Here is a 14,275-nt window from a genome sequence, read left to right on the forward strand (position 1 = left end):
TAATTAATTTAATTCCTTTTACGTCTAGGTAAAACGCTAGGGTCTTTAATAGGGTTGTCGTCTTCACCTTTTAAAGATTTATCAATTTCCTCAATATAATCTAACGTATCATCTCCAAAAAACAATAATTCTGGCATTCTACGTAATTGATGTTTTGTTCTTTTAGCCATTTCATGGCGAATTAAAACAGTGTTAGATTGCACTCCTTTAATCAGCTCTTCTCTATTGCTAGAAGGAAATACACTTAAATAAACTTTAGCGACTCCTAAATCTGATGTTACATGAACCTTAGAAACAGAAATAATTATTCCCTTCATACCATCTTGTGCTGCTTTCTGTAAAACATCTACCAAATCCTTTTGCAATACTCCTGCAATTTTACGTTGTCTGTTCGTTTCTTCCATGCTGCAAATTTACACTTTTTTTATGGAGTGTAAATTTTATTTTTAATTGCATACATTACCAAACCTACTCTATTTTTTACCTGTAATTTAGTAAACAAAACATCTCTATATCCATCAATTGTTTTTGGACTTAAACACATAATTTCTGCAATTTCCTTATAGGTTAACTCAGAACAAGCGTGTTTCATAAAGGTAATTTCTCTTTCTTTTAGTTGTATTTCGGCCTTTCCTCCACCAGAAAGAGATTTCATTAATAGATTGGTTACATTTTTGGTATGATAAAATCCGTTTTCTGCTATTTCTACTAGAGCCTTTTCTAAAACTACTTTTTCAGTATCTTTTAATAAATAGCTTATAGCACCAACTTTTAACATTTTTAAAATAGTAGCGTCTTCATCTTCTACGGAAAGTGCCATTACATGCACATCTTGATGGTTTTTAGAAATCCATTCTGTAGTTTCAATTCCGTTCATTATCGGCATATTAATATCCATTAAAACAACATCTGGAATAAATTCTGGTGAAGTAGAGAATTTATCAATTAATTCTTGTCCATTTTTACAGGTATATAAGACTTTAAATTTACTAAAAGTATTTACCATAGCAGCAATTGCTTGCGAAAGTAATGTGTGGTCATCTACAATAACAACTGAATATTTCATCATAACTTATATACTATATTTAAGGAAGTACCTTTATTTACTTCGGAAGTAAAAACGGCCGTTGCACCTATTAATTTTGCTCTATTTTTAATATTCTCTAATCCTATTCCATTAGATTTACCCTCTAAAGAGGAAAAACCAACTCCATCGTCTTTCGCTGTAATTTCTAAATAATGTTCACTGAAATTTAACTCTACAGTTAGATTAGATGCTTTGGAATGTTTAATGGTATTGGAAAAAAACTCTTGTAAGATTCTAAAAATAATAATGCAAGATTTTTCATTATTTAATTCTCCCTCTCCTTTAATAATTAAGGCAGAATTGATAAAATTTAATCTATTAAATCTATCTATTTCTAGCTGTATAGCCTCCCTTAATTTGATGTTTTTTATAGCTTCAGGGTTTATTAATTTTGATAGCGCCCTTACTTCTGTTAGCCCTTTAGTAATCGTTTCTGAAACTTCATGAATATTTTCTAGAGAAACATTCTGCAATTGAATTTTAGCTAGTGTTAGTAATTGCCCAATATTATCGTGTAACTCCCAACTAATATTTCTTAAGGTTTCCTCCCTAATTTCAATTTGTGTTTCTGCAATCTCTCTTTCAAATCTCTTTTTATTTTGTTCTTGCTGCTCTAACAGGGAGTTTTTTCTTTTCTGAAAAACAGTAAACAATAATATAATAAAAATAACAAACGTAACTATTATTATAGTGGTTACAATTAATATTATTTGACTCGCTTCTGACTCCATAGTGCCCCCAATATAAAACAACTATACATAAATATCAATAAAACGAACTGAATATTATATAAATATTCTATCACCTCAATTGGTGTTCCTTTCATATTATTTAGTATAGAAGTTATTGGTATAGTGCCTAAATAATAGAATAATAAACCAAAAACAATCCAAAAAGTAAGAGATTTCTTATAATTAAGAATTTCATTAGAAGATAAAAAATCCCTATAAAATAAGAATAAAACAATAGCTATTAATAAGCTCCCTGAAATAGAAGCAATGCTATTGTAGGTTACAAAATAAGTTCCTTGATACAAATAATAGAACGTAGTTAGCAAATAAATTACATTAAAGAGCATACTAACTCTTGAAACTATTTTTTGTGTTTTTCCTGAAATTAAAATTTGTTTTGTAAATAAGAATAATAAGTTAAATTCTACAAAAGTAAGGGTATTGTATACCCATAAATTATATAGCGCTAAATTATATTTTACATAGCTAGCAATCATTTCAAAAGTAAACATAGCTATTAAGTACCCCAAAAAGTATTTTAAATCAACATCAAAAGATTTTTTAAAATAGAAGATAGCATAGACCGCTATGGCTAAAAAATATAATATGTAAATTATTTTCTCCAAAATATTACATTGGTGGTGTAGGTTTCAATCTATTAGCTCCAGAACTCTTAAAATCTTCTTGACCTCCAATAAAAGGCAAAAAAGAAGCCCTTACAACTTGCTGAGTTTCTTTACTACTAAATTGATCTAAGAATTTTGTAAAAGGAATTGCCTCACCTTTATTAGAATACAAAGGTTCATAAGCAACATTTTTCTTTTCTTTTGTGTCTGCTGTAGGCATAAAAATTAAAGTTTGTCTCCCTCTTAAAAGTTTATCTGAATAATCGTTAGGATATGCTGCAGAGAAAATTCTAACACCAGTAAGTGTAATATCTTTTTCTTTAGACAATCGTTCTATATAAGCAATATACTGCTTTAATTGATTAATGTCATAATAATGAGAAACACTCTCTATTTCTTTAGCATTACCTGTAAGCTCTTTTCTATATTGATCTAAAACAGGTTTCTGCCCTATATCATATTGATGAAACATACTCGCCATTTCTTTATATGTTATGGTGTTAGAAGGCCTAGAACTATCAACTTGCGGAACCTGCGATATGGTCTCAGACTGACAACTAATGATAAATAATGATAAAAAAAATATTTGATAAAATTTAAAAAGCGCCTTCATAACATCATAGTTGGATTAATATGTATGAAAATACAACTTAAATTATAATATATAAAAGTATAAAAACATTAAACAATATCAAAAAATATTAATCCCTAAATATCAGATACTTAATCAACATTATCCTTATAACAACCAAATTTTAAAAAGGTGTTTTTCCTATTTAAATATAAAGGTTTACACTAACAGATTATTCTAAATTATTTATCAATTTTGGTGTATGAAATAAAAAGAAAAGTAAAGGGGGAAATTGCAAAAAAAAAAGCACTTAATATTTTATAGAGAGTGTCTAAATTAAAAAAGTCTCAAAACATATGTTTTGAGACTTTTAATTTTTATAATTATTTTAGAAATTTAATCTGCTAAAATAATTGCTTTATTATCTTTTAATTCTAAAGTTCCAGATTTAATAGCAATTGTTAGAATATTATCATCATCTATATGAATTTCATAATGTCCTTTAAATTGATCGAATTCTAGATGTTCTTTACTATGAACATGAATTTTAACTATTCCTTCCTTTAAGTTAGCAACAATTGGTGCGTGATTATTTAACATTTGAAACTCACCATTCTCTCCAGGAACCGACAATGAGTCAATTCTTGCTGAAAATAATATAGCTTCTGGTGTTACAATTTCTAAAAACATATCTCTTATAGTTTACAGTCTTCAATTTGCAGTTTATACTCTTTTAAAGATTGTAAACTGCAAACCACTGACTAATTTTATGCTTCTGCTAACATTTTTTCTCCAGCATCAATTGCATCTTGAATTGATCCTCTTAAGTTAAATGCTGCTTCAGGGTATTTATCTAACTCACCATCCATAATCATATTAAAACCTTTAATAGTGTCTTTAATATCAACTAAAACTCCTGGTATACCAGTAAATTGTTCAGCTACATGGAAAGGTTGAGATAAGAAACGTTGTACACGTCTAGCTCTATGAACTACTAATTTATCCTCTTCAGATAATTCTTCCATACCTAAAATAGCGATAATGTCTTGTAATTCTTTATAACGTTGTAAAATTTCTTTTACAGCTGTTGCAGTATTATAGTGTTCATCACCTAAAATTGCTGCAGATAAAATTCTTGAAGTAGAATCTAAAGGATCTACCGCTGGGTAAATACCTAATTCTGCAATCTTACGAGACAATACTGTTGTTGCATCTAAATGAGCAAACGTTGTTGCTGGCGCTGGATCTGTTAAATCATCTGCAGGTACATAAACTGCTTGTACAGATGTAATAGAACCTTTTTTAGTAGATGTAATACGTTCTTGCATTGCACCCATTTCAGTTGCCAATGTTGGTTGGTAACCTACCGCAGATGGCATACGCCCTAAAAGTGCTGACACTTCAGAACCTGCTTGTGTAAAACGGAAAATATTATCAACAAAGAAAAGTACATCTTTACCTTCTGCTTCTCCTGCTCCATCTCTAAAGTACTCTGCAATTGTTAAACCAGACAATGCAACACGTGCACGTGCTCCAGGTGGCTCATTCATTTGACCGAATACGAAAGTAGCTTTAGAATCTTTCATTCCTGGTTTATCTACTTTAGATAAGTCCCATCCTCCTGCTTCCATAGAATGCATAAAATCGTCTCCGTATTTTATAATTCCAGATTCTAGCATTTCACGAAGTAAATCGTTTCCTTCACGAGTTCTTTCTCCAACACCTGCAAAAACTGATAAACCACCATGTCCTTTTGCAATGTTGTTAATTAACTCTTGTATTAATACTGTCTTACCTACTCCGGCTCCACCAAATAATCCAATCTTACCTCCTTTTGCGTAAGGCTCAATTAAGTCGATTACTTTTATACCTGTAAATAAAACCTCTGTAGATACTGATAAATCTTCAAATTTAGGTGCAGATCTGTGAATTGGTAAACCATCTTTACCTTCTTTTTTCAAGTTCCCTAAACCATCAATAGCGTCTCCAGTTACATTAAACAAACGGCCATAAATATCGTTTCCAATAGGCATTTGAATAGGACTACCTGTAGCTACAACCTCAGTTCCTCTACTTAATCCATCAGTAGCGTCCATCGAGATAGTTCTAACTGTATCTTCTCCAATATGCTGTTGTACCTCTAACACTAAAATAGAGCCGTCAGCTTTTTTGATTTCTAACGAATCGTAAATTTTAGGAAGTTCATTTTCAGTATTGAATTCAACATCAATTACTGGCCCAATAATTTGTGAAACTTTACCTGTTATTGTAGACATTATGTATCTAATTAAAGTTATTATTTTTTTTTAGAGATTTCAGCCTCTTTTTTCAGATTGCAAAGGTAATTTTTTTGTCTTTAATTAAAAAAGATTTTCCTCTTTTTTAATTGAAAAAGAAACAAATAGCATAAACAAAAAAAACTCTGCTCAAAATGAGCAGAGTTTTATATTAAAATGTAGTTGACAATTATTTATCAGATAACTGAATAACTACTCTTCTGTTTTTACTTCTTCCTAAATTAGTATTGTTATTAGCAATAGGATTTTTCTCTCCTTGACCAATTGTTTCTAATCTATTAGCATCAAAACCTTTTCCTACTAAATAAGTTTTAGCAGATTCTGCTCTTCTTTCAGATAAGTATAAGTTATAAGAATCAGAACCTCTACTATCTGCATAACCTTCTACTACAAAGATTACATTATCAACAGAACTAATTAAACCGTAAACCTTGTCTAATTTTGCTGCAGAAGCTTTATTAATTCTAGCACTATCTGTACCAAATAAAATTTCTTTTGAAAATCCTGATAAAGCTGCAATTTGCTCTGCAGTCATAGCTTCTTCTGGACAACCATTATTAGAAGCTACACCTTCAAACTCTGGACATTTATCGTCTTTATCTAAAACTCCGTCTCCGTCAGTATCTGGCCAAGGACATCCTGCATTATCAGCTGGACCTGCAATAGAAGGACATTTATCATCTTTATCAGCTACACCGTCTCCATCAGCATCAGGACAACCTTTATTAGCTTTTGTACCTTTAGCATTAGGACACATATCATCTTTATCAGCTACACCGTCTCCGTCAGAATCAGGACAACCGTTCATAGCTGCTAAACCTGCAACGTTAGGACAAGCATCATCAGAATCTTTTACTCCATCGCCATCAGCATCAGGACAACCATTAAATTCTTTTAAACCTGCTTCTTCAGGACACATATCATCTTTATCATATACTCCGTCTCCGTCTGTATCTTTTCCTCCAAATTTAATTACTAAACCTAAAGAAGTTTGATAGTGTGCTCTTACTTTATCAGAAAAACCTTTTTTAGTTCCTGTTTGAAAGTTTAAACCTAAGTTATCATTAAACCAAGTATTAAAACCTAAACCACCATTTAACATTCCTTCACCACTAGAATCTACAGAAGTATAACCTCCACCTAAATATACATAAGGATCAAACCAACCTGTTTGTCCAACTAAGTTATTTAAGTCATACTTTACAACTGCATCTACAGCCCAATAAAGAAAATCTGAATCATCTTTAATTGTAACTGTTTCAATTTTATTTAAAGACCCTGCTAATTGTAAAGAGAAACCTTTGTCTAAATACTTCTCTCCAGATATTCTAGAAATAGAAGGTAAAATATTCCAATCTCCATTACCAATTAAATCTTTTATTTGGTCACTAAAGTCATCACCATTGTAAAAGTCTACTACGTTTACACCAAAACCTACAGCCCAAGGGTTGTTTTCATCTTGTGCGTTTACGTTACCAACTGTTACCAACGTAAACAAAGCTATCACAGCTATTTTTAATCGTTTCATTATCAAATTTTTAAATTAAAAGTTCGTTATTATAATACGCAAAAGTAAATCCTTAAATCGTATCTACAAAGACAAATCTACAAAATATTATTAAAACAATACGTTTTATTAATTCTACCCGTCTTTAATTCTCTACCTAATTTTTATAAAAACTTCAAGATCGTACTTTAAAACACTCATTAGCATGAAGTAAAGGGAAATCAAATCTTTTTTTTTAGCTTTAAAGAGAAGAAAAATAAGCAATTAAATTACTTTTTTATTTTTAAATTTATCTTGCTTGACTTATAGTAACATCAAGATTACTAAGTTACTATTTTTTATATAAATTACACTTCAACAACTTCTATTACATCATTAATATAGATCAATAGTTTTTCATCTACAGTAAAATTCATCGATTTTAAAGTTCTTTCATACCTTAATAATTGCTGATGATGTTCTGATGAAGGGTTTCCTGTTTTATAATCTAGAATAACCACCTTTTTATCCGCTATAAAAATTAATCTATCTAAAATGATAATGTGATTATCTACATCAAGAATTTCTCTTTCATTAAAAACTTTAACACCTTCTGAAAAATAAAGTTCTAATTTAGGATGATTTACAATATTGAAAATACTCTTTGTAATAAAAATTTGTTGTTCATTATTTATAACTCCTTGTTGATAATAAATAGAAATTACTTTTTCAACATCTTTTAAAGTAATAATTTTTGATAAAATTTCATGAAATAAATTTCCAAAATCAATTGCCTTTCCTTGTTCTGTATTCCATAACTTAGAAGAGTTTGCTAATAAAACAATATTATGTTCTTGCCAAGGAGTAGAAATAAATTTCTCATGAATTTCTGCAACAGAACTTTCTTTTTCTTTTTTACTAACTCTTTGTTTAACTCCAAAAGAATAGTCTGAGACATCATCATTCCAAAGACCTTGTTGCTTTAAGTAATTGATAAAAATGCCTGAATAAAAATTAGTGTTTTCTTCTCCTTTAGAGGATATTTTTTTATCCGTAATAACATGTAATTGCTCTACAGCCCTGGTTAATGTAACGTATAACAAATTAAAATTATCTAATTCTAATTCTTCTCTTTGCTTATTATAAATATCTAAACCTCTTTCACTAACAATACTTAAACTTTTACTATAATCTACCAACAACTCATCGAAACCATCGTATGACTCTGGCAATTTATTTAACCACGATTTTGGTTTTATCTGTCTATAAATATCTACATCGCAGGGGAAAATTACCACAGGAAATTCTAATCCTTTCGATTTATGAATCGTCATAATCTGAACAGCACCTGCACTTTCTGGGGCAACAATACTTAAGCGTTCTTTTTTAAGTTCCCAAAACTCCAAAAACTCACCAACATCGGTTCCGTTTCTTTGCTGTTCTAAAACAACATCTAAAAAAAACTGAATGTAGGCATCCGAAGAATTTATCAAATTAAAACCTCTAATAATTTCTTCTATTTTCTCATAAAAGGGTAATTGATGAAATGATGAAATATTAAACGTTACACCAAGGTTTTTTAAAGACTCTAATATCGTCTGATTATCAGCTTTTGCAAATTCATTAAAAAAGACATGTTTTGGTTGTTCTATTTGTAAATGTTGATGTAAAAAATATAGCATTTCAAACCGCGTCTCTTCATCACTCGGGTTTTGTAAAACATTTAAAACATCAACAATAAAAGTAACTTTTGCACTGTTTTTAAGTAATAAAGTTTCCGAAGATACAATATCAATTCCTTTTTCTGATAAATAATTTGCCACTGCAACCCCATCTTTTCTAGTTCGGGTTAATACACAAATTTCACTCAAAGAAAACTGTTCTTTTAATTGAAGTATTTTCTCTAAAACTTTCTGCGGATATTTTACTTTTTCAAGTTCTTTATCTTCATTTTTTTCAAGGAAACTCAACGAGACAAAACCTCCTTTTTTAGCATTTTCTATTTGCTTATTTCCTTCTATAAAAATATTTTTATACGATTCATTTTCAATAAAATTTGCCGTATGCTGAAAAAACGAATTATTAAAATTAATAACTTCGGAATAACTTCTAAAATTGGTCTCTAAGTTTTTAATTTCTTTAGAAACATGAAAAGGGTTTACTCTATCAGAACCTAACTCTATAAACTGTTCTGCTTTTCCACCACGCCATCTATAAATAGCTTGTTTTCCATCGCCAACCAACAACAAGTTACTATTTTCTTGCGCTAATGTATTATCTATTAAAGGCACCAAGTTTTGCCATTGCAGCACAGAAGTATCTTGCATTTCATCAATAAAATAATGCTGAAAACGTTGCCCAATTCTTTCATAAATAAAAGGTGCTGGCTGATCTTTTATATTATCAGAAATCAATTGATTAAACTCTGCATTTAATCGAATATTATTATCTTCTTTTATGGTTTCTAATTCTGAATTGATATTATTTAAAACAGCTAAAGGAATAATGCTTTTCAACGCCAATTTATTCATAGAGAATTGCTGATAAATAACCTCAGCTTCCTTAAATAACCGAACAATATCTGGAACAATTTGATCTATAGAAGTGGCAACTGAATCTACAGTAGATTTTGAATAATACTGATCATTCTCAATTGCTTTTTTTATCGTTTCACTTCGTTTTATGAAATCTATATTTACAGACTTCTCACTTAGATCAGCAAAGAACTTAGGAATAGTTCCTCGCATAAAATTTTTATGCTCTAAATCGTTATTTTCTATTAATTGAAGGCATTCTTCACCAACTTTTTTAATAGAATCTTTCAATTCTTTTTGCTGATTGTAAAGCTTTGTTTTTAAATTTGTAAAGTCTTCTAATTTTTTATCTGCAAGACTTCTAAAATGCTGTACATCATCTTCATTTAATAAGATTCTTGCAAATTCACTTAAATCTCTAGAAATATCCCAAGACTTATCATCATCTGTTTTGTCTAATGAATAATCAATTAAAAGATTGGTTAATTTTTTATCGGTACCTATTTTAGAAATTAAAACATCTACGGCTTCATTTAAAAGAGAAACAGCATCCATTTCTACTTCAAAGTTTAGCGACAAGCCTAAATCGAAAGCGAAATTTTTTATTATTTTATGTGTAAAACTATCAATGGTAGTAATAGAAAAAGCGGAGTAATTTTTTAAAATTGCATCTAAAATTTTCTTACTTCTTTCTTGAATTATTGCTTTATCAATAGTAATTTCATCAATAATAATATTGAGTAGATCGTTCTCTTTACCATCTGCAAAATCTTCTAAACTAGACAACACACGTTCTTTCATTTCACCAGCTGCTTTGTTGGTAAACGTGATTGCTAATATTTTCTGAAACGAAAAAATATCTTCAGAAGTTAATAAGACTTTTATGTATTCTTTTACAAGGGTAAAGGTTTTACCACTTCCTGCAGAAGCATTATAAACCTGAAAGGTAGATGTATTTTGCACAATTTATTTTACTGCAAAATACAAATTAAGCAATTAAGTTTAGGTAAATATCAAGATTTATTTTAGAGTGATTAACTTAAAATTCTCCAAATTTGCGCCACTAAAAAAGTAACAATAAAACCTGCTACAACTGGTAAAACTGTTGCTACCACTGTCCATTTTTTACTTTTTGTTTCTTTATAAATGGTATAAATCGTTGTGCTACATGGGTTGTGTAATAAACTAAATAGCATCACATTTACAGCTGTTAAAAGCGTCCATCCACCACTTCTTAAAATATCTCCAGTAGCAGTTACAGAATCTAATTCAAACATTACTCCAGCTCCTGCTCCACCAGCAACTCCTGTTACCATAACTGTTAACATTAATATAGAAGGAATTACAATTTCATTGGCAGGAATTGCTACAATATATGCTAGTAGAATAACACCATTTAAACCTAATAAAAACCCAAATCCATCTAAAGAATTAATTAAATGTACAGCAATGCTTTCATCACCTATAAACACATTAGAAACCAGCCATATTACGGCTCCTGCTGGCGCAGCAAACACAATTGCCCTCCATAAAACAATTATTGTTCTATCTATTAAAGAGGTATAAATGGTTTTCCAAAACATAGGAGTTCTATAAGGAGGAAGCTCTAAATTAAAGGTAGAAACCTCACCTTTTAAAACTGTCTTAGACAATGCCCAAGAAAAGAAAAACATAAAAAAGATTCCTAAAACGGCAATTCCAACAACGGCAACTAAAGAAATTAAACTAGAATATGTAGAAGGTACAACAGCACCAATAAAAATTGTTGCTAATAGAATCTGCGTTGGCCAACGACCATTACACAAAGAAAAATTATTAGTAATAATGGCTATTAATCGCTCTCTCGGACTATCAATAATTCTTGTTGCTACAACTCCTGCTGCATTACAACCAAAACCCATGGTCATGGTTAAAGCTTGTTTACCATGTGCTCCAGATTTTTTAAAAAGTGAATCCATATTAAAAGCAACTCTAGGTAAATATCCAAAATCTTCTAACAAGGTAAATAATGGGAAAAAGATTGCCATTGGCGGCAACATTACAGCAATTACCCAAGCAACTGCTAAATAAACGCCATCAATTAAAAAACCAGACAACCACCAAGGAAAACTCAAGAACGCTGCACCTTCTTTTAATAAAGGATGAATAGTATCTAACAATAAACTAGCCAACATAGATGATGGATAATTTGCCCCAATAATAGTTAACCAAAGTACCAAACCTAATAACAATAGCATAATTGGAAACCCCCAAATTTTACTAGTTACTACTTTATCTATTTTAGCATTTAAATAAAAAGCTCCTTTTTTATTGTCTTTTACAACTGTTTTTTCAACAATCTTAGAAGCATCCGCATAAATTGCTTCTGTTAAGTTATCATGAAAATCATCGCCAATTTGCCAACGTAATTCGTTTGATAATTCTATAATTTTATCAATATTTTTTGTTTCCATTTTTTATAATTAAATAAAATCACCTGTTTTTAAGGCTTCTAAAATATGTGAATCTCCTTCCAAAACTCTAAAAGCTAACCACCTGCTATTAGAAACAGTTGGGTATTCTTCTTTAATAGCATTGCTTAACTTCTGAACAGCATCTTCTACATGTTTTGGAATGCTTTTTATTTTATAAGGTTTACATACTATTTTTCCGTTTGCCAAATCGCTAATTGCAGCAATTAATTCTGGAATTCCTTCTTTAGACCTTGCACTTGTTGGTACCACAGGAATCCCTAACTCTCTAGATAAACTTCTGTAATCTATGTTTATATTATTTTTTTCTGCTTCATCCATTAAATTTAAACAAAGAACTGCATTCGAAGAAATCTCTAAAATTTGCAGCACTAAGTTTAAATTACGTTCTAACCTACTTGCATCAACAACTATTACTGTTAATGTTGGTTTACCGAAAAGAATAAAATTTCTAGCTACTTCTTCATCTTCCGATCGAGACATTAAAGAATAGGTACCTGGTAAATCTATTAATTTAAATTTTTGCTGCTGATATTCAAACGCGCCTTCTGCTCTAGTTACTGTTTTTCCTGGCCAATTCCCAGTATGCTGCCTTAAACCTGTTAACGCATTAAAAACAGTACTTTTTCCTGTATTAGGGTTTCCTGCTAATGCAATTACAAAATCTACATTTTCTGTATCTACTCCTAATTTTTTAACTCCTTCTAAAGTATGATGTGCACAAGTGTCACAAGCCGATTTTGGTGCTGTTTTCATTTTTTTATGCTTTGGTAATTAAAATTTTAACAGCCTGGTCTTTTCTTAGAGCAATGGCCGTTCCTTTAATTAAAAATGCTTTTGGATCTCCTAACGGGTTTAACAAATCGATACTAACCGTTGCTCCTTTTACAAAACCTAAATCTAATAATCTTCGTCTATTTTCTCCTCTACATTCTTTAGAAACACCAATAATTATTGCTTTTTGGTTATTTTCTAAATTAGATAAACGCAACGTATCTGTTTCTACAACATCTGCTTTGTCTAAAGAAATTACGGTAATATTTTTTGCTACTATAGGCGGCAACACAAATTGCTCTCCTTCAGATTCAAAAACAATACGATTTTCACTAATCTCTTTCATGTACACCTGAGAATGTAAATGAATATGTTTTGCTAAAATTTGTTTATAAATACTTGTAGGCTCATCTTCTATATGAATAATTTTTCCAAAATTCAAAATCGGTAAATCTGCAAGTAGCATTCCTTTTTTCTCTGGAATTTCACCAGACTTAGTAGGTATTGGATCTCCATGAGGGTCATATCTCGGATTTCCTAAGAGTGTAGACAAATTTTCTACTTCTTCACCAGATAACTCGTGTTCTTTTTTCTCTGCTCTACTGTGCCATTCTGTTTTATGAAACCCTGTTTTTTCTGATAAATACTTTTCCCATAAACGGTGAGCTCTCACAATTCTTAACGCATATTCATCTCCGTCTTCGGTTAATGAAAAAAGATCGTGTTCTTTTCTTATCAAACCAGATTCTACCATAGTATCAATACTTTCTAACAACAAACTATGACTAAAATCTAGTTCATTAAAAATGGTATTTATAGATGTCTTCGGGTCATGATACAAAAGCTTTAAAACATCTTCAATAGCCGTTTTCTCTGTTTCTTTACGTGCTTTTAAGTATTTAAAAAAGAGTCCTTTTTTAGGATTAAAAATAATAAATAAGACTAAAATAACGCCAAAAAACACTAAAAGCGCTACTACTGGGCTGTAAGTACTCATATTTTTTTAATATATAAATTGTTAGCTATTTTGTTTGAAATTGATAGTTTTTTATCATCAACCATAATGGAAACTGAATCATCAAAATCTTCTTTTTCTAATACGGTAATTTGTTTACCTAATATAATACCTTTTTTATCTAAGAATTTTAAAAATTCTGATGAAGAATCATCAACACCAATACAAATTCCACTTTCACTTTTTAATAAAGTTGATAATAAACTTTTCTCGATGGTTTTTAAATTACCTTCCTTATCTGGGATAGGATCTCCATGAGGGTCACGTGTTGGAAAACCTAAAAAAGCATCTAATTGTTCTATTAACTTTGGAGACTTAATGTGCTCTAACTGTTCTGCAACATCATGAACTTCATCCCAAGAAAAATTTAATTTTTCTACTAAAAAAACTTCCCAAAGCCTATGTTTCCTTACAATGTTTGCGGCAGTTTTTTTACCCAAGACGGTTAATTTTACACCTTTATATTTTTTATAGACAACAACTTCCTTTTCAGACAATTTTTTAATCATATCTGTAACAGAAGAAGCTTTCGTTTCTAATTTTTTAGCTATAGCATTTGTACTAATTCCTTTATCGGAATCTAACTCTAAATGATAAATTGCTTTTAAATAATTTTCTTCAGAAAGTGTAAACATCTACAAATTTTATACTACAAAGATATACTTTTTAATTTTAATAAATAT

11 protein-coding genes and 1 pseudogene are annotated in these 14,275 nt (G+C 30.1%); all 12 read right to left on the minus strand.

Annotated elements, in window-relative coordinates; genetic code table 11:
* Positions 1–8: 8 nt before the first annotated feature.
* The 12 genes and pseudogenes from rbfA to KV700_RS09210 all read right to left on the minus strand — a co-directional run bounded on the left by rbfA (position 9) and on the right by KV700_RS09210 (position 14,227).
* Positions 9–404, minus strand: coding sequence for a 30S ribosome-binding factor RbfA (rbfA, locus tag KV700_RS09155; RefSeq protein WP_166384096.1), 396 nt, complete (start codon positions 402–404; stop codon positions 9–11).
* 20 nt (positions 405–424) lie between these two features.
* Entirely contained in the window at positions 425–1,069 is a 645-nt protein-coding gene (locus KV700_RS09160; RefSeq protein WP_218597696.1) for a response regulator transcription factor, read from the minus strand.
* On the minus strand, positions 1,066–1,818 hold the full coding sequence (locus KV700_RS09165) for a sensor histidine kinase (RefSeq protein WP_218597697.1): 753 nt from the start codon (positions 1,816–1,818) through the stop codon (positions 1,066–1,068). The genes KV700_RS09160 and KV700_RS09165 overlap by 4 nt, the downstream gene beginning before the upstream one ends.
* Positions 1,794–2,444, minus strand: coding sequence for a hypothetical protein (locus KV700_RS09170; protein WP_218597698.1), 651 nt, complete (start codon positions 2,442–2,444; stop codon positions 1,794–1,796). The genes KV700_RS09165 and KV700_RS09170 overlap by 25 nt, the downstream gene beginning before the upstream one ends.
* Before the next feature lie 4 nt (positions 2,445–2,448).
* Complete coding sequence (locus KV700_RS09175; RefSeq protein WP_166384088.1) at positions 2,449–3,057, minus strand: hypothetical protein; 609 nt, start codon at positions 3,055–3,057, stop codon at positions 2,449–2,451.
* A gap of 354 nt (positions 3,058–3,411) precedes the next feature.
* Complete coding sequence (locus KV700_RS09180) at positions 3,412–3,705, minus strand: F0F1 ATP synthase subunit epsilon (protein WP_165734305.1); 294 nt, start codon at positions 3,703–3,705, stop codon at positions 3,412–3,414.
* A 77-nt stretch (positions 3,706–3,782) separates the two neighbouring features.
* Positions 3,783–5,291, minus strand: a complete 1,509-nt coding sequence (atpD, locus tag KV700_RS09185; protein ID WP_166384086.1) for a F0F1 ATP synthase subunit beta — start codon at positions 5,289–5,291, stop codon at positions 3,783–3,785.
* Positions 5,292–5,481: 190 nt separating this feature from the next.
* On the minus strand, positions 5,482–6,840 hold the full coding sequence (locus KV700_RS09190; protein ID WP_166384084.1) for an OmpA family protein: 1,359 nt from the start codon (positions 6,838–6,840) through the stop codon (positions 5,482–5,484).
* Between the two features lie 326 nt (positions 6,841–7,166).
* The gene (locus KV700_RS09195; RefSeq protein WP_218597699.1) at positions 7,167–10,295 is read right to left on the minus strand and encodes an exodeoxyribonuclease V subunit beta; all 3,129 of its coding nucleotides are present in this window, start codon (positions 10,293–10,295) and stop codon (positions 7,167–7,169) included.
* A 71-nt stretch (positions 10,296–10,366) separates the two neighbouring features.
* Positions 10,367–12,559: pseudogene (feoB, locus tag KV700_RS09200) on the minus strand (ferrous iron transport protein B).
* A gap of 4 nt (positions 12,560–12,563) precedes the next feature.
* Positions 12,564–13,574 (minus strand): metal-dependent transcriptional regulator, encoded by a 1,011-nt coding sequence (locus KV700_RS09205; RefSeq protein ID WP_166384080.1) that lies wholly within the window; start codon positions 13,572–13,574, stop codon positions 12,564–12,566.
* Entirely contained in the window at positions 13,571–14,227 is a 657-nt protein-coding gene (locus KV700_RS09210; RefSeq protein WP_218597700.1) for a metal-dependent transcriptional regulator, read from the minus strand. The genes KV700_RS09205 and KV700_RS09210 overlap by 4 nt, the downstream gene beginning before the upstream one ends.
* Positions 14,228–14,275 lie beyond the last annotated feature (48 nt).

It is taken from the genome of Polaribacter sp. NJDZ03, from assembly GCF_019263805.1.
In the GTDB taxonomy this organism is placed as follows: domain Bacteria; phylum Bacteroidota; class Bacteroidia; order Flavobacteriales; family Flavobacteriaceae; genus Polaribacter.